This window comes from Janthinobacterium sp. GW460-12-1-14-LB5 (assembly GCF_059423585.1).
Map to the genome: position 1 here is coordinate 1 of NZ_JBWKYD010000029.1, position 14,916 is coordinate 14,916.

Annotated in this window: 15 protein-coding genes; 7 read left to right on the plus strand and 8 right to left on the minus strand. The window is 62.3% G+C overall.

Going from position 1 to position 14,916, the window contains the following annotated elements:
• The 3 genes from AC07X6_RS24280 to AC07X6_RS24290 form a co-directional block, all read left to right on the plus strand.
• A partial coding sequence (locus AC07X6_RS24280; RefSeq protein WP_494792647.1) for a DUF3304 domain-containing protein occupies positions 1-283 on the plus strand: 283 nt, incomplete at its 5' end.
• Between the two features lie 112 nt (positions 284-395).
• Positions 396-1,145, plus strand: a complete 750-nt coding sequence (locus tag AC07X6_RS24285) for a lipoprotein (RefSeq protein WP_494792648.1) — start codon at positions 396-398, stop codon at positions 1,143-1,145.
• Positions 1,146-1,240: 95 nt separating this feature from the next.
• Positions 1,241-1,696: a DUF3304 domain-containing protein gene (locus tag AC07X6_RS24290; protein WP_494792649.1), complete on the plus strand. Its 456-nt coding sequence runs from the start codon at positions 1,241-1,243 to the stop codon at positions 1,694-1,696.
• A gap of 130 nt (positions 1,697-1,826) precedes the next feature.
• Here the strand turns inward: AC07X6_RS24290 and AC07X6_RS24295 are convergent, their stop codons facing one another.
• The 3 genes from AC07X6_RS24295 to AC07X6_RS24305 form a co-directional block, all read right to left on the minus strand.
• A complete protein-coding gene (locus AC07X6_RS24295; RefSeq protein ID WP_034750862.1) occupies positions 1,827-2,681 on the minus strand; it encodes an SIS domain-containing protein in 855 nt (284 codons plus the stop codon).
• Between the two features lie 130 nt (positions 2,682-2,811).
• Positions 2,812-4,284 carry a glucose-6-phosphate dehydrogenase gene (gene zwf / locus AC07X6_RS24300; RefSeq protein ID WP_034750861.1) on the minus strand — a complete coding sequence of 491 codons (1,473 nt, stop codon included), beginning with the start codon at positions 4,282-4,284 and terminating at the stop codon, positions 2,812-2,814.
• Between the two features lie 96 nt (positions 4,285-4,380).
• Positions 4,381-4,674, minus strand: coding sequence for a hypothetical protein (locus tag AC07X6_RS24305; protein ID WP_494792650.1), 294 nt, complete (start codon positions 4,672-4,674; stop codon positions 4,381-4,383).
• Between the two features lie 172 nt (positions 4,675-4,846).
• Between AC07X6_RS24305 and AC07X6_RS24310 the strand changes: the two genes are divergently transcribed.
• Positions 4,847-5,800: a chemotaxis protein gene (locus tag AC07X6_RS24310; protein ID WP_219136035.1), complete on the plus strand. Its 954-nt coding sequence runs from the start codon at positions 4,847-4,849 to the stop codon at positions 5,798-5,800.
• A 69-nt stretch (positions 5,801-5,869) separates the two neighbouring features.
• Here AC07X6_RS24310 and AC07X6_RS24315 read toward each other — a convergent pair whose 3' ends face one another.
• Together AC07X6_RS24315 and pgi are read right to left on the minus strand one after the other, a co-directional pair.
• A complete protein-coding gene (locus tag AC07X6_RS24315) occupies positions 5,870-6,766 on the minus strand; it encodes an SMP-30/gluconolactonase/LRE family protein (RefSeq protein ID WP_494792651.1) in 897 nt (298 codons plus the stop codon).
• A gap of 10 nt (positions 6,767-6,776) precedes the next feature.
• Positions 6,777-8,441, minus strand: coding sequence for a glucose-6-phosphate isomerase (gene pgi, locus AC07X6_RS24320; RefSeq protein ID WP_230541219.1), 1,665 nt, complete (start codon positions 8,439-8,441; stop codon positions 6,777-6,779).
• A 336-nt stretch (positions 8,442-8,777) separates the two neighbouring features.
• Between pgi and edd the strand changes: the two genes are divergently transcribed.
• Genes edd through AC07X6_RS24335 form a run of 3 tightly spaced genes read left to right on the plus strand, consistent with a single transcriptional unit; the run spans position 8,778 to position 11,903 of the window.
• Entirely contained in the window at positions 8,778-10,691 is a 1,914-nt protein-coding gene (gene edd / locus AC07X6_RS24325; protein WP_494792652.1) for a phosphogluconate dehydratase, read from the plus strand.
• 3 nt (positions 10,692-10,694) lie between these two features.
• Positions 10,695-11,324 (plus strand): bifunctional 4-hydroxy-2-oxoglutarate aldolase/2-dehydro-3-deoxy-phosphogluconate aldolase, encoded by a 630-nt coding sequence (gene eda / locus AC07X6_RS24330; RefSeq protein WP_494792653.1) that lies wholly within the window; start codon positions 10,695-10,697, stop codon positions 11,322-11,324.
• Positions 11,325-11,381: 57 nt separating this feature from the next.
• On the plus strand, positions 11,382-11,903 hold the full coding sequence (locus AC07X6_RS24335; protein ID WP_494792654.1) for a Rhs element Vgr protein: 522 nt from the start codon (positions 11,382-11,384) through the stop codon (positions 11,901-11,903).
• Between the two features lie 8 nt (positions 11,904-11,911).
• Here the strand turns inward: AC07X6_RS24335 and AC07X6_RS24340 are convergent, their stop codons facing one another.
• From AC07X6_RS24340 to AC07X6_RS24350, 3 genes are read right to left on the minus strand one after another with little or no spacing between them, the layout of a single operon-like run.
• The gene (locus AC07X6_RS24340; RefSeq protein WP_494792655.1) at positions 11,912-12,952 is read right to left on the minus strand and encodes a LytR C-terminal domain-containing protein; all 1,041 of its coding nucleotides are present in this window, start codon (positions 12,950-12,952) and stop codon (positions 11,912-11,914) included.
• Between the two features lie 13 nt (positions 12,953-12,965).
• On the minus strand, positions 12,966-13,916 hold the full coding sequence (locus AC07X6_RS24345; protein WP_494792656.1) for a type II secretion system F family protein: 951 nt from the start codon (positions 13,914-13,916) through the stop codon (positions 12,966-12,968).
• Between the two features lie 19 nt (positions 13,917-13,935).
• Complete coding sequence (locus AC07X6_RS24350; protein ID WP_230541213.1) at positions 13,936-14,910, minus strand: type II secretion system F family protein; 975 nt, start codon at positions 14,908-14,910, stop codon at positions 13,936-13,938.
• Positions 14,911-14,916 lie beyond the last annotated feature (6 nt).

The window sequence follows — 14,916 nt, forward strand, 5'->3', positions numbered from 1 at the left end:
GAATATGGCTAGGTGGGGGGCGGGGCTTGCCAATATTTGCTGCACATCCATTCCGCGAGTGTGGTATCCGGGAATGATGGTACTGGTGCGATGGGATATGCCGGAAGAACATACGCATATTGTCAAAGAAAAAATGCTGGAAGTGGAAAAATACGATGAGCCGGGAGATATCTATATGCATTTTTTTGAGAATGGCGAGGTGAGAGTAGTTGTGTCAAATGCTGGAGGGCGTGGAAAAACTCATCCTATTCTTCATGCTGGAAAACCTGCCAGTTTTCCTTGATAGGGAAATTGATAAATTTTCTATTTTTCATCGTTTCTTTTATTGAACCTTCTACGTGCCAGTCGTCCCATATTCTTGAGTCGTATTGCCGAGCTTTTCATTCGATCCCGACATGGCTGCTACTTCCTTGGCTAGCTTTCTCGGCATTAAATTTTATTTGAAGAATTTTCTGTTTCCGGAAAATGATCGCTATCCAGATATGAAAAAAATCATTCTTATCATATTGTCCCTGTTCATTCTGGCTGCCTGCAATGCCAGGGAGAAGGAGGAGCGATTGCAAAAAGAGTTAAGTGAGCAAACTTTTACGACCACTTCCTATAACTACACGCCATACGACCTGTATTCCATCGCGTTCAAGGAAATCTCGCTCCCCTTCAATATCGATGATGCGCCCAGCGGCGGCTCCGTTTTTTTTCGCGACGCAAGCGAGGGGAGATTGGATAATGGCGAAAAAGTTGCCTTCAGCAGTGGCAATTGCTGTTTAAGCTGGGATCGGCCGGTCGACAAGCCGCTGAGGGTGCGGGTGGTGTGGAGCGTGGTATTCGATATGCGCTACCACGATGGTCAATCCAGTATTTCTTATGATGAACGTACTTCCAGACAAGGTTCTCCTGGCAGCCGCTGGTGCCAGGCCATTGTCGACATTCTTCCCGCGACTGGTCCCGATCGCCCGACTAGCGTGCTCTTGCACTTTCTTGCCGATGGTACGGTTCAGGCGCGGCTGGGAACATTCAAGACGGCGGCGCCGCTTGCTGCCGCCGAGGTGAAATTGCATGCCTCGCGCCTTCCCCAAGGGCAGTTTTGCAGACAAGAAATTGAAAATCCTTTCTATGGCATTCCCCGCAAGCCGCATAGGGAATGACTGATGGGCAAACCGGCTGCGCCGCTCGGCAAGGCTGGTGCCGAAGGGAGATCAGCCGATGATGCAATCGAACTGCTTTTATAAAAGGAAAAATGATGAAATGGTTTATTTATCTTGGCACTGCCTTGCTGCTGAGCGGTTGTACGTTCCAGGCCAGGCAGGTGGAGGAAGCCGGTCCAAGGTCTACCGCGACGGCGCAGGTGGGTATTGTGAACCATACGGGGAAGTATATTTATTCCGCATCGGTGGATGGGGCGGGAGGCGCCAATATGGCCAGATGGGGAGCGGGAGGAGCCGAGGTTTGTTGTGCATCCATTCCTCGTGTGTGGTATCCGGGAATGATGGTCCTGGTGCGGTGGAATATGCCTGAAGGGCATACCGATGTTGTGAAAGAAAAAATGGTGGAAGTGGAAAAATACGATGAGCCGGGAGATATCTATATGCACTTTTTCCCCAACGACGAGGTGAGAGTGGTTGTGTCCAATGCAGGAGGAGGTAGCAAAACTCATCCGATACGTCACCATGGGAAACCAAGGGATCCCAATTCTTAGACACGGATGGTGGACCGATCTTGCGATGCAAAGGCTGCCGCGGGTACCGGTTCCGCATGTGAGATCAAGGATGGGAAATGGAGACGTTCGGATAAGGAGCGGCACCAGCGAGGCTGGCGCCGATGGAGGATCAGCCGATGAAGGAATCGAACTGCATGTCGAATTCCTGCAGCGCCTTCTGCGCATTTTGCATCTTCTTGCGGAATTCAGGCCCGCGCTGCAGGGCCAGGCCCACTGCCAGCACGTCGATCACGACCAGGTAGGCCAGGCGGGCCGAAATGGGCGTGTAGGGGTCGGTGTTGAAGACCAGGTCGATCGGGATCAGCACGGTGGCCAGGTCGGCCAGCGGCGTGCCCGATGGGGCCAGCACGACGACGTCGGCGCCGCCGCGGCGCGCCAGTTTCACGGAGCGGACCAGGGCGGGGCTGTTGCCGCGCTGCGAGATGGCCACCAGGCAGTCGCCGCCGCGCAGCAGGGCGGCGGCGATGCTGTGGATGTTCGGGTCGCTGTAGGCCACCGTCGGCACGCCCGAGCGGAAGAATTTGTGCTGCGCGTCGGCCGCCACGATGCCCGAGGTGCCCTGGCCATAGAATTCGATCTTGCTGGCGCGCGACAGGATGTCGAGTGCGCGCTGGATCGCTTCCGGGTTCAGGTTGTTGCGCAGGTCGAGCAGGGTGTTGATCGAGCGGCTGCAGATTTTATTTACCAGGTCGGCCGCCAGGTCGTCCTGCGCCGGCTGCTCGTTCGCGCCCGGCATGGCCAGGGCCAGGCCCTGTGCCAGTTTCAGCTTGAATTCATGCCAGCCGTCATAGCCCAGGGTGCGGCAGAAGCGCACCACGGTCGGTTCCGACACCTGCGCGCTTTTCGCCAGCGCCGTGATGTTCTGGCTGACCGTCTGGTTGGGCTGGTCAAGCACGGCCAGCGCGACCTTTTTCTCCGACTTGGAGAGCGAATCGAGCTGGGTGCGGATGGAATCGAGTAGCATTGATTAATCTTCTGGCAGTAATGCCGTAAGTTTGCGTCCTTTTCACCCCAAAAGCAAAGTTCCGGGGCCGAACCCTCAGGGTCCGACCCCAGTATTTTGCCGTTCAGGGTTAAGCCAAATCTTAACGGCTTTAGTCCTCTGGCAAGGCCTCTTCACGCCACTGCAAGCCGTCGCGGCCGATCAGGGCGCTGGCGGCCGCAGGGCCCCAGGTGCCGGCCGTGTACGGAATCGGCGCACTGTCGTTCTGCTCCCAGTTGTCGAGAATCGGCTCGACCCATTCCCAGGCCGCTTCCAGCTCGTCGCCGCGCATGAACAGGGTCAGCTGGCCGCGCAGGACGTCGAGCAGCAATCGCTCGTAGGCGTCCATGCGCGGGGTCTTGAACGATTCGCGGAAATCGAGTTCCAGCTCCGCCGGTTTCAAGCGCATGCCGTCGCCCGGGGTTTTCGCCATCAAATTCATGCGCAAGCCTTCGTCCGGCTGCAAACGGATCACCAGGCAGTTCGGCTGGAAGCTGGACGTCGGCTGGTTGAAGATCGAATGCGGAATCTGCTTGAAGCGCACGACGATCTCGGCCAGGCTGTCGGCCATGCGCTTGCCCGTGCGCAGGTAGAACGGCACGCCGGCCCAGCGCCAGGTATCGATTTCCGCCTTCAGCGCGACGAAGGTTTCGGTGCGCGAATGTTCCGGCGCATCGGGCTCGTCGCGGTAGCTCGGCACGGTGGCGCCGTCAACGTGGCCGGCGCGGTACTGGCCGCGCACGATGTTTTGCGCCAGGGTGGTCGGCGTGAATTTTTTCAGCGAGCGCAGCACTTGCAGCTTTTCATCGCGTACGGCGTCCGGCGCGATCGAGGTCGGCGGTTCCATGGCGACGATGCACAGCAACTGCAGCAAGTGGTTTTGCAGCATGTCGCGCAGCGCGCCCGAGGTGTCGTAGTAACCCATGCGGTTGCCCACACCCAGCTTTTCAGCGATGGTGATCTGCACGTCGGAAATCCATTCGCGGCGCCACAGCGGTTCGAACAGGATGTTGCCGAAGCGCAGGGCCAGCAAGTTCTGCACGGTTTCCTTGCCCAGGTAATGGTCGATACGGTAGATCTGCGATTCCTGGAAAACCTTGCCCACTTCGGCATTGATCTGCTTGGCGCTGGCCAGGTCGCGGCCCAGCGGCTTTTCCAGCACCACGCGCGAATTCGGCGTGACCAAGCCGTTGTCTTCGAGGTTGTCGCAGATCAAGGCGAACAGGTGCGGCGGCGTGGCCAGGTAGTACACGCGCGTCAGGTCGGCATCGCCGCGCAGCGCTTCGACCAGCGGCGCGTACGTGGCCGCATCGCTGGCGTTGAGCGACACGTACACGATGCGCGCGCAGAATTTGCTCCAGGTGGCAGCGTTCAGGGTGCTGGCCTTGATGTGCGGGCGCGAATTGGTCTCCACCATCTTCAGGAAGGCATCCTGGCCGCTGTCCTGGCGGCCCACACAGATGATGCGCGCCGTCGGCGGCAAATCGTTCGCGACGTCGCGCGCATACATTGCAGGCAACAACTTGCGCATTGCTAAATCGCCGCTGCCGCCAAACAGGACCAGGTCAAAATCGGTAAGTGCCATAAGTGAGTGTCGTCGCAAAAGTAAAAGGGCCGGAGCGGGGAGGAAGCCGACCGGAAGTGCCAGTCTGTCGCTACTATAATCGGTAGTGTAAATTTACTACGCGGAACAGGCAATTGCAAGAAATTTTACTACATCCCTGCCGCTGCCGTCGCCATTTTGCCCGGTATGCATGCCAGTGATATCGGCATGGCCATTATATGCCGTTCGCCGGCGATGGCGCAGCGCCATGCTTGTTGTCGGCTTTGCAAAGCAACCATGGTTGCCAGGGAAATTTCCAGTTCTCTCCGTCATCATTTGCGCTGTAGCAACAAGCAAATCAAGAAATGCTGTCAGGATTGCCGTTGGCAGCGTAAAGTAGCTTTGAGGAAAGTAAAAAAACGTATAATTCAAGCTCGAATCGATAGCAACTATTGGTTGTACGAAGTTGTACGATATACACTGCACCGCAGCGCCGGCCATGCCCCGAACCCGCCATCCGACGTCCATGCGACGTGCAGTCCGCACTGCCCGCAGCATCAGGGGTAGGCAGACTTAACTTTACAAGACGGCTCAAGGGGACACAATGAATTCAATGCAGCAAGATGTCGATGAACGCACCAGCCTGACAGGCAATAACAAATTCGAGCTGTTCCTGTTCAAGCTGGGCACCAGTGATCACTCGACCAGCCGCGAACTGTTCGGCATCAACGTGTTCAAAGTCCGTGAAATCATGGAAATGCCGGCCATCACGGCGGTAGCCGGGTCGCACCCGCACATGCTGGGCGTGGTCAATATCCGCGGCCAGATCGTGCCCGTGATCGACTTGCCGATGGCGGTTGGTTGCAAGAGCAGCGGCTTGAAGATCCTGATGGTGACTGAATTTGCTCGCTCGACACAGGCGTTTGCCGTGGAAGAGGTCGATGAAATCGTGCGCCTCGAATGGAACCAGGTGCTGTCGGCCGAATCGAGCGTCGGCGGCGGCCTCGTCACCAGCATCGCCCGCCTTGATGGCGACACGGACAAGACGCGCCTGGCGCAAGTGCTTGACGTAGAACAAATCCTGCGCAACGTGCTGCCGTCGGGCGACCCGGACGTGGACGAAAACAGTATCGGCCCGCAAGTGCGCTTGCCGGCCGGCGCCGTGATCCTCGCGGCCGACGACTCCTCGCTGGCCCGCTCGCTGATCGAAAAGGGCCTCGAAGCGATGGGCGTGCCTTTCATCATGACCAAGACGGGCAAGGAAGCGTGGGAGCGCCTGCAAGCGATCTCGGCCCAGGCGGCCACGGAAGGCAAGACGGCGAAAGACAAGGTCGCGCTGGTACTGACCGACCTGGAAATGCCGGAAATGGATGGTTTTACCTTGACGCGCAACATCAAGAACGACGGCCGCTTCTCCAACATCCCCGTGGTGATCCACTCGTCACTGACGGGCTCGACCAACGAAGACCACGTCAAGGGCGTGGGCGCCGACGGTTATGTGGCCAAGTTTGTAGCGGCTGAATTGGCGGAAACCATCCGCAAGGTGCTGGCCCGCTAGTCTGCACGCCGCATGTTAAAAAGCGCCGGCACCCGCGAGGGTTCGGCGCTTTTTCATGTTGGCAAACGATTACGCCTGGTAAGCCGTTTCCGGCTGGCCCGCCACGTCCACGCGCACGGACAGCACGTGGCCCGTCAGCGGGTAATCGGCGACTTCTGCGTCTGACCTGTTGTGGCTGGCGCTGGTGATGTACAGGGTGCGCAGGTCGGGGCCGCCAAAGGTCACCATGGTGGGGCAGCGCACGGGCACGGTAATTTCGCCAAGCAGATGGCCATCGGGGGCGAAGCGCAAGATCTTGCCGCCTTCAAACATGGCCGACCAGTAATTGCCTTCGCTGTCGACGGCCGCGCCATCGGGGCGTCCGCCGTAATCAAACGCTTTCTTGTCCATGGAAAAGCGCTGGAACGGTTGCGGTGCGGAAATGGCACCCGTGGCCGCGTCGAAGTCGAAGCGGTCGATGCGGTGCGTGGTGGTATCCGCGTGGTACATGGTATGCCCGTCGGGACTGAAGCCCAGGCCGTTCGACACCGTCATGCCGCCCGACCAGACCTTGCGCACTTGTCCCTTTTCCAGTACGAACATTTCCGCCGCATCGGCGCTGCGCGGCTCGAATATCGTGCCGACCCAGAAGCGGCCAGCCGGATCGACCTTGCCATCGTTGAAGCGCGTGGTGGCCATGTCGAACGGCGCCGGGGCGATTTCCGCCAGGCTGCCCGTCTTCGTGTCCAGGTGGGCAAAGCCGCTGCGCAGGGCGACGATCAGGCCGCCGCCGGCATTGATGGCCAGCGCCGACGGTTCCGTCGGCATGCTCCACTGTTCATGCTTGCCGCTGGCCGGGTGCAAGCGGTGCACGGCACGGCCATCGATGTCGACCCAGTACAGGGCCGCTTCCTTGCCATGCCAGAGCGGGCATTCGCCCACTTGCATGGGCTTGTCGCTGACTACTTTGATTTCGTAAATATTCATCTATCTCTTTTTAGTATGCTGCTTTTGCTGCTTTAGCCAGGGCAATCAAGCCATTGGTCGAGCTGTCGTGGTGGTCGGGACGGGCTTCGCCCGTCAATTCGGCCTGGATTTTCTTGGCCAGCACCTTGCCCAGTTCTACGCCCCACTGGTCGAAACTGTTGACGTTCCACAAGACGCCCTGCACGAAGGTCTTGTGCTCGTACAGCGCGATCAGGGCGCCCAGGGTGGTCGGGGTCAGCTGGTCCATCAAAATGGTGTTGCTGGGGCGGTTGCCAGGGAAAGTCTTGTGCGGCACCAGCGCTTCGATTTCGCTTTCCGGCAAGCCCTGCGCCTGCAAGTCAAGGCGCACTTCCTCGGCCGTCTTGCCCGTCATGAAGGCTTCCGACTGGGCGAAGCAGTTCGCGAGCAGGGCGTCGTGGTGGCCGGGCAAGTCGTGCGTGGCGCGCAGGGCGGCAATAAAGTCGATGGGCGTGATGTCCGTGCCCTGGTGCAGCAGCTGGAAATATGCGTGCTGGGCATTCGTGCCGCAATCGCCCCAGATGACGGGGCCGGTCGGTACGTCGACGGGCACGCCATCCTTGGTGACGCGTTTGCCGTTGCTTTCCATGTCCAGCTGTTGCAGATAGGCGGCAAAGCGGCTCAAGTCCTGGTGGTAGGGCGCGATGGAAACGGAGCCGCAATCGAGGAACTGGCGGTTCCAGAAGCCGACCATGGCCAGCACCACGGGCATGTTGTCTTCCAGCGGGGCCTGGCGGAAGTGCTGGTCCATCGCATGCGCGCCGGCCAGGAAATCGCTGAAGTATTCAAAGCCCACGGACAGCGCCACGGCCAGGCCGATCGACGACCAGACGGAGTAACGGCCGCCGACCCAGTCCCAGAACGGGAACATGTTTTCCGGCGCAATGCCGAAGTCGACGATGGCTTGCGTGTTGGTCGACACGGCCACAAAGTGTTGCGCCAGATCCTTCTCTTCGCCTTCCAGCAGGAACCAGGCGCGCGCCGTGTTGGCGTTGAGCATGGTTTCAGCGGTAACAAAGGTTTTCGAGGCCACGATGAACAGGGTGGTTTCCGGATCGACCTTGGACAGGGTCGCTTCCATGTCGTGGCCGTCGACGTTGGAAACAAAGTGCATTTCCAGGCCCGGGTTGGCGTAGGAGCGCAGCGCCAGGCAAGCCATCTTCGGTCCCAGGTCCGAGCCGCCGATGCCGATGTTGACGATGTCGCAAATCGGCTTGCCCGTGTAGCCGAGCCAGCTGCCATTGCGCACCTTGTCCGTAAACGCCTTGACGCGTTGCAGCACATCTTGCACGTCGGCATCGATATCCTGGCCATCGACCACCAGTTTCGTGCCGCGTGGCGCGCGCAAGGCCGTATGCAGAACGGCCCGATGTTCGGTAAGATTGATTTTCTCGCCGGTGAACATCGCTTCGCGCTGCGCTTCCACGCCGCGCTCGCGCGCCAGGTCCATCAGCAGCGCCATGGCGGTGGCGTCGACCCGGTTCTTCGAGTAATCGAGCAGCAGGCCGGCCGCATCGACCGTCATCGTCGAGAAACGCGCGGGGTCGGCGGCGAACAGCTGGCGCAGATGCACTTCGCGCAGGCTGGCGCCATGCGCTTGCAGGGACTGGAAACTGGCGGTGGCGGTGATGGCAGGAGTAGGTGCTGGCTGGCGCATGGCGGTCGGCTTGGGTGCTTGTCTCGGTTGAAAGGAGCGCGGCGCGTTCGTCGTGGCGAACAGCGGTTCCGGCGTTGGTGTGAGAATAATACATCAGAAAAACGTAATTTCACTACAGTTTGTGATGTCAAGCCGATTTTGTTGTGCTTTTTTTAGCGATTGCACCAGTGATACATAAGGGATGTGTCGGCAGGTGCTGGTACGCGATATTTCATGGATTTGCTTTGATATGCCGCAATCCGTGGCTTATTTGTGTTGTTTGCCCATGCAAGAGTGCGTCTTCTTCAGTATTTTGTAGTAAAATTTCACGAAATACTCATTTTTAAGGAAATCCATATGGCGCTGCATCCAGTAGTCGAATCCGTAACAGCGCGCATCATCGCGCGCAGCCGGCCATCGCGCGGCGCCTACCTGGCGCATCTGGATGCGGCCCGCATCCAGGGCGTGCAGCGCGGCGCCCTGTCGTGCACCAACCTGGCGCACGGCTTTGCCGCTTTTCCCGCCAACGACAAGCTGTCGCTGAAGGAATACAAGAAGCCGTCCGTCGCCATCGTCTCGTCGTACAACGACATGCTGTCGGCGCACCAGCCCTTCGAAGGCTTCCCGCAGATCATCAAGCAAGCCGTGCGCGAAGTGGGCGCCGTCGCCCAGTTCGCCGGCGGCGTGCCCGCCATGTGCGATGGCGTGACGCAGGGCCAGCCGGGCATGGAATTGTCGCTGTTCTCGCGCGACACCATCGCCATGTCGACGGCCGTGGCGCTGTCGCACAATATGTTCGACGCCGCCCTGTACCTGGGCGTGTGCGACAAGATCGTGCCGGGCCTGCTGATCGGTGCGTTGCACTTCGGCCACTTGCCAGCCGTCTTCGTGCCGGCCGGTCCGATGACGTCGGGCCTGTCGAACCAGGAAAAAGCCAAGGTGCGCCAGTTATATGCGCAAGGCAAGGCCACGCGCGAAGATTTGCTCGAAGGCGAATCGAAAGCCTACCACGGCGCCGGCACCTGTACTTTTTATGGTACGGCCAACAGCAACCAGATGCTGATGGAAGTGATGGGCCTGCACTTGCCGGGCGCCGCCTTCATCACGCCGAACACGCCGCTGCGCGATGCGCTGACCAGGGCCGCCGCCCAGCGCGCCGCCGTCATCACGGCGCAAAGCGCCAATTACTTGCCAGTTGGACATATCGTCGACGAGAAATGTATCGTCAACGCCGTCGTGGGCTTGCTGGCCACGGGCGGTTCGACCAACCACACCCTGCACCTGGTCGCGATCGCCAAGGCGGCCGGCATCGTCATCGACTGGAACGATTTCAATGAACTGTCTGCCATCGTGCCGATGCTCACGCGCATCTACCCGAACGGCGACGCTGACGTGAACCATTTCCACGCGGCCGGCGGCACCGGTTATCTGATCCGCGAACTGCTGGACGCGGGCTTGCTGCACGAAGACGTCAACACCATCCTGGGCCACGGCTTGCGCGCACACTGCATGGAGCCGTTCCTCGGCGAAGACGGCAAGGTCTTCTGGAAAGATGCACCGGCCGCCAGCGCCGACGAAAACGTGCTGCGCCCCGCCTCGAACCCGTTCGCGCCGGACGGCGGCATGGTTCTGGTGGCGGGCAACCTGGGCCGCGCCGTGATGAAGGTCTCGGCCGTCAAGCCGCAGCACCGCACGGTTGAAGCGCCGGCGCTGGTATTCAATTCGCAGGAAGACTTCATGGCCGCCTACAAGGCCGGCACGCTGGACCGCGACTTCGTCGCCGTGCTGCGCTTCCAGGGCCCGCGCGCCAACGGCATGCCCGAACTGCATGCGCTGACGCCCGCGCTGGCCAACCTGCAGGATGCGGGCCGCCACGTGGCGCTGGTCACCGATGGCCGCATGTCGGGCGCGTCGGGCAAGGTGCCGGCCGCCATCCACGTCTCGCCTGAAATCCTCGCCGGCGGCCCGCTGGGCCTCGTGCGCGACGGCGACATCATCCGCCTCGACGCCTTTACGGGCGTACTGGAGGCGCTGGTGCCGGCCGACGTCTGGCACGCGCGTGCGCTGGTCACGGCCGACCTGTCGCCGAACCACGTCGGCATGGGCCGCGAGCTGTTTTCCATGTTCCGTTCCACCGTCAGCGCGGCGGAAGAGGGTGCTACCACCTTCGGCCTGCCGTCGCCGATTCCCACCACCGTCGCCTTGCACGACGCCGACAATGTCGGTGATACCGTACCGGGTTCCGATGAAGACTTTTTGGCTAGGAAATAAGAGATGACCATGACACTACTGGAAATTATGCGCACCTCGAGCGTGATCCCCGTGATTGCGATCGACGACCCTGACCACGCCGTACCGCTGGCGCGCGCGCTGGTGGCGGGCGGTATCCGCGTGCTGGAAGTAACCCTGCGCACCAGGCATGGCCTGGAAGCGATCCGCGCCATGTCGGAAGTGCCAGGCGCCATCGTCGGCGTCGGCACCTTGACCCGTCCCGAGGAATTTGCCCAGGCACGCGATGCGGGCGCCGTCTTCGGCGTTTCGCCGGGCCTGACGTCGGCCCTGGTGGCGGCGGCGAAAAGCAGCGGCCTGCCTTTGCTGCCAGGCGTGATGACGCCAGGCGAAGTGATGGCGGCGCGTGAAAACGGCTTCCAGCAGCTGAAACTGTTCCCGGCCGTACCGGCGGGCGGCATCGGCATGCTCAACGCCATCTATGGCCCGTTGCCGGACATCACGTTCTGCCCGACGGGCGGCATCTCGCAAGAGACGGCGTCGCAGTTTTTGGCGTGCAAGAACGTCGCCTGCGTGGGCGGCTCGTGGCTGACGCCGAAAGACGCGATTGCGGCCGGCAACTGGGACCGCATCACGGAAATCGCGAAAGCTGCCAGCGGTTTACGATCCGCGTAAGCGGCACCGGAGCGGCAAGCTTGCATGCCTGCTGCTTCTTTCTTTTGACGGAGTGCCATGCGCGTACTGCGCCGCCCCCTCACCATCGGCGAAACCGCCATGGCCCGCAGCGTCTTCCAGGGCGCCATCGACTACGCGCGCGTGCGCGTCGTGCGCGGCTCCTTTCTACCGTTCGGCCTGCAGGACCAGAACACGGCCATGACGCCGCGCGGCAGCCTGCACTTCATGCCGGCCCAGTACCGCGACGACTTTTCCCGCGAAGGCAACAGCGGCAAGCTGTTCTTCATCCACGAGATGGTGCACGTGTGGCAGTACCAGCTCGGCTACGGCGTGCTGCTGCATGGCGTGCTGCTGGCGCTGTGCGGCGGCTACATCCGGCAACGGGCCTACCGCTACGACGCGCAGGCGGGCGGCATCCTGTCCGATTTCAACATGGAACAGCAGGGCGACATCATCGCCCACTACTTCGGCGCGCGCCAGCTGGGCATTCCCGCCTACGTGGCGCAGCTGCCGCAGCTGCAAGATATCCTGCAAGGCTTCCTGATCAATCCTGCCGACCGCCGCCTGCTGCCGCGCTGACGCCGCCGTTACTGCGCGTTCGATGCCAGGCGCACGTCCGGCGCGCGCAGGCTGGCCGCCGCATCCTTGCCCAGCAATAAACGCAGGTCGGCGCCCGCGCCGATGCCGCCACCGTCCGCCGCCTGCAGTTGCGGCATGCCGCCCAAGGCCAGGGCCAGGGCGGCGGCCGCCTGCGCATGGCCGGGGCGGTAGACGATGCTGCTGGCCTGGACGCCGTACGGCCGCTGGTTGCCCAGCCGCAGCACGCTGATGCCCATGCCACCGAGCATGCCGCGCATGCGCGCCGCCATGCCCGTTTCGCCATTGCCGTTGATGACTTCCAGCCGTGGCAGGGGGGCCGCCGGCGCCAGCGGCGCTGCCAGCTTCACGGGAACGGGCACGGCGGCGCGTGGCGCCACGGGAGCATCGCGCCAGCTCAGCGCAAAGATATTCGGCTGCAATTGCGTCAGCTGCAAGCGGCTGGCCGGTGCCGCCGGCTTGGGCGCCGGCGCCAGGTCGGGCGCGATGGCCTCCGCGGTGGCATCGACGGCATCGACCGTGCTGACACTGCGCGCCAGCGCCGCGATGGTGAGATCCAGATTGGCGCGTGCCGGCTGCTGGCCATTGTCGAGCTGCAGCGACTGGCGCAGCACGGCCGCCGCCTGGGCATACTCTCCCTGCAGGTACAGCACATAGCCGAGGTTGTTGTACGCCCTGGCCGTGGGCGCCTCTTGCGCCAGCGCCTGCAGCATGGCGCGGGCCGTGTCCAGCTGGCCCAGCTGCGCGTGCAGCACGGCGGCGCCATTGCGCGCATCGGACGAGCCGGGCTCAAGCAGCAGCGCTTCGCGGTAGGCGGCCTGCGCCGCGCGCGGGTCGCCCAGTTCCTGCATGCGCTTGCCCAGCTTGCAGAAGGCGGCGCTGCGCGCTGCGGCGCTGTCTTCGGTGCGCGCCTGGGGCGGCGCAGCGTGATTGTCTTGGCTGTGCTGGCTGGCCGGACCGGGCAGGTGGCCGCAGGCGGGCAGCAGGCCGGCGCAGGCGAGCATGAGCATCAGGGTGGTGTGCTGTGACATGGCGGTTCTCCGGTCAGTTGCCGCCGCCCATGCTGGGCAGGAGCACGCGGTAGATTTGCAGGAAGGCTGGTCCCATCAGGACGACCAGCAGCGACGGGAAGATGAAAAAGATCAAAGGAAACAACAGCTTGAGGGCGATCTTCGCCGCTTCTTCCTCGGCCATCTGGCGGCGCTTGGTGCGCAGCTGGTCCGACTGCACGCGCAGCGAGGCGGCGATGCTGGTGCCGAAGCGCTCGGCCTGGATCAGCATGGCCACCAGCGCGTCGACATCCTCGACGCCCGTGCGCAGGGCCAGGTTGCGCAGCGCCCGCTCCTTGGTGTTGCCGGCGCGCAGTTCCAGCATTACCAGGTGCAATTCCTCGGCCAGCACCTTGCTTTTCAGCGAGATTTCGGCCGCCACCCTGGCCAGCGCCGCATCCATGGCCAGGCCCGCTTCCACGCATACCGTCATCAAGTCCAGCGCGTCGGGAAAGCTTTCGAAGATGTCGCGCTGGCGCCGCTTGATCATTTGTGCCAGCACAATATTGGGCAGGTAGTAGCCGATGGCGGCCACGATCAGCAGCCAGAACAGCAGTGCCTTGCCTGCCATCTGGCTGCCCGACGCGCTCAGCCCCAGGAACAGCAGCAGGGGCAGGCCGATGGCCAGCATGGTCTTGGCGGAAAAGAACAGGATGGGCGCCGATGCCTGGCGCAGGCCGGCATTCATGAAGCGCCGGCGCATCACGGAGCCTTCCCAGCCCTGGTCGGGCAGCGACAGTTTGGCCAGGGGGCCGCTCAGGCGCACCATGCGCGCCAGCCACGGGCTGGGCGCGGATGATGCGCCAGGCGCCGCCGCGCTCTTGCCGGTGGCGTTGTCCATGCGCTGGCGCAAGGGATCGGGCGCAAAGCTGCGCATGGCCACCAGCACGGTGCCGAAGACGGCAATGAAGAGCAGGGCGAGAAAGGCGATATGCACGGGATTCATGAGAGTTCTCCTTGCGGGCTCAGACGCGGATGCGGATGATATTGCGCATGACCAGGACGCCGCACGCCATCATCACCAGGGCGCCGGCGAGCATCTTGCGTCCGCCCGGGTCGACGAACAGCATTTCCAGGAATTGCGGATTGGTCAGGTGGATCATGGCCGCCGCGCCGAAGGGCAGCAGCGACAAGATCCAGGCCGACAGCCTGCCTTCGGCCGACAGCACGCGCACCTGTCCCAGCAGCTTGATGCGTTCGCGGATGATGCGGCTGATGCTGTCGAGCAGTTCGGCCAGGTTGCCGCCCGTTTCGCGCTGGATCAGCACGGCGATGACGAAATAGCGCAAGTCCGTGCTGGGCACGCGCGTGGCCAGGTTCATCAGCGCGTCCTGCATGGCGATGCCGAAATTGACTTCATCGAAGGTGGCGCGAAATTCCACGGCCAGCGGCGCGTTCATTTCATCGCCGACCATTTTCAGGGCCGTGGGAAAGGCGTGGCCGGCGCGCAGGGCGCGCGCCATCAGGTCCAGCGCATCGGGCAATTGCTGCTCGATGCGCTGCAGGCGCTTGGCCTTGGCGCGCAAGACCACCAGCAGCGGCAGCAGGGCCGCGCCGGCCACCAGCGGCAGGCGCAGCATCCACGGCACGCTGAAGTAGCTGAGCAACAGAAACGCGGCGCCGGCCGTGGCCAGCATCACGCCGGCGAAGCTGGCCACGCTCCAGCTCAGGCCCGACTGTTCCAGCAGGCGGTCAAGCGCATGCACGCGGGGCACGCTGAGCAGCACGCGCTGCAGGGCCGGGGTGTCGCTCAGCAGGCGCTTCTTGATCATCGAGCTGCCCGTGTCGCCATGCGCGCCGGCCGACATGATGCGCAGGCGGCGCGCGACCCTTTCCGCTTCCGGGCCGCGCGAGGTGTTCCACGCCAGGTACACTCCCTCGATCAGCAGCACCACGGCGATGAAGGTGAGGATGGCGAATACGTAATAGAGATAGTCCATGATGCT

Excerpts from the sequence above, each read along its gene's own strand:
- AC07X6_RS24285 (WP_494792648.1), top strand. The coding sequence starts at position 396 with ATGGCTGCTACTTCCTTGGCTAGCTTTCTCGGCATTAAATTTTATTTG.
- AC07X6_RS24290 (WP_494792649.1), top strand. The coding sequence starts at position 1,241 with ATGAAATGGTTTATTTATCTTGGCACTGCCTTGCTGCTGAGCGGTTGT.
- AC07X6_RS24295 (WP_034750862.1), bottom strand. The coding sequence starts at position 2,681 with ATGCTACTCGATTCCATCCGCACCCAGCTCGATTCGCTCTCCAAGTCG.
- zwf (WP_034750861.1), bottom strand. The coding sequence starts at position 4,284 with ATGGCACTTACCGATTTTGACCTGGTCCTGTTTGGCGGCAGCGGCGAT.
- AC07X6_RS24310 (WP_219136035.1), top strand. The coding sequence starts at position 4,847 with ATGAATTCAATGCAGCAAGATGTCGATGAACGCACCAGCCTGACAGGC.
- AC07X6_RS24315 (WP_494792651.1), bottom strand. The coding sequence starts at position 6,766 with ATGAATATTTACGAAATCAAAGTAGTCAGCGACAAGCCCATGCAAGTG.
- pgi (WP_230541219.1), bottom strand. The coding sequence starts at position 8,441 with ATGCGCCAGCCAGCACCTACTCCTGCCATCACCGCCACCGCCAGTTTC.
- edd (WP_494792652.1), top strand. The coding sequence starts at position 8,778 with ATGGCGCTGCATCCAGTAGTCGAATCCGTAACAGCGCGCATCATCGCG.
- eda (WP_494792653.1), top strand. The coding sequence starts at position 10,695 with ATGACCATGACACTACTGGAAATTATGCGCACCTCGAGCGTGATCCCC.
- AC07X6_RS24335 (WP_494792654.1), top strand. The coding sequence starts at position 11,382 with ATGCGCGTACTGCGCCGCCCCCTCACCATCGGCGAAACCGCCATGGCC.
- AC07X6_RS24340 (WP_494792655.1), bottom strand. The coding sequence starts at position 12,952 with ATGTCACAGCACACCACCCTGATGCTCATGCTCGCCTGCGCCGGCCTG.
- AC07X6_RS24345 (WP_494792656.1), bottom strand. The coding sequence starts at position 13,916 with ATGAATCCCGTGCATATCGCCTTTCTCGCCCTGCTCTTCATTGCCGTC.
- AC07X6_RS24350 (WP_230541213.1), bottom strand. The coding sequence starts at position 14,910 with ATGGACTATCTCTATTACGTATTCGCCATCCTCACCTTCATCGCCGTG.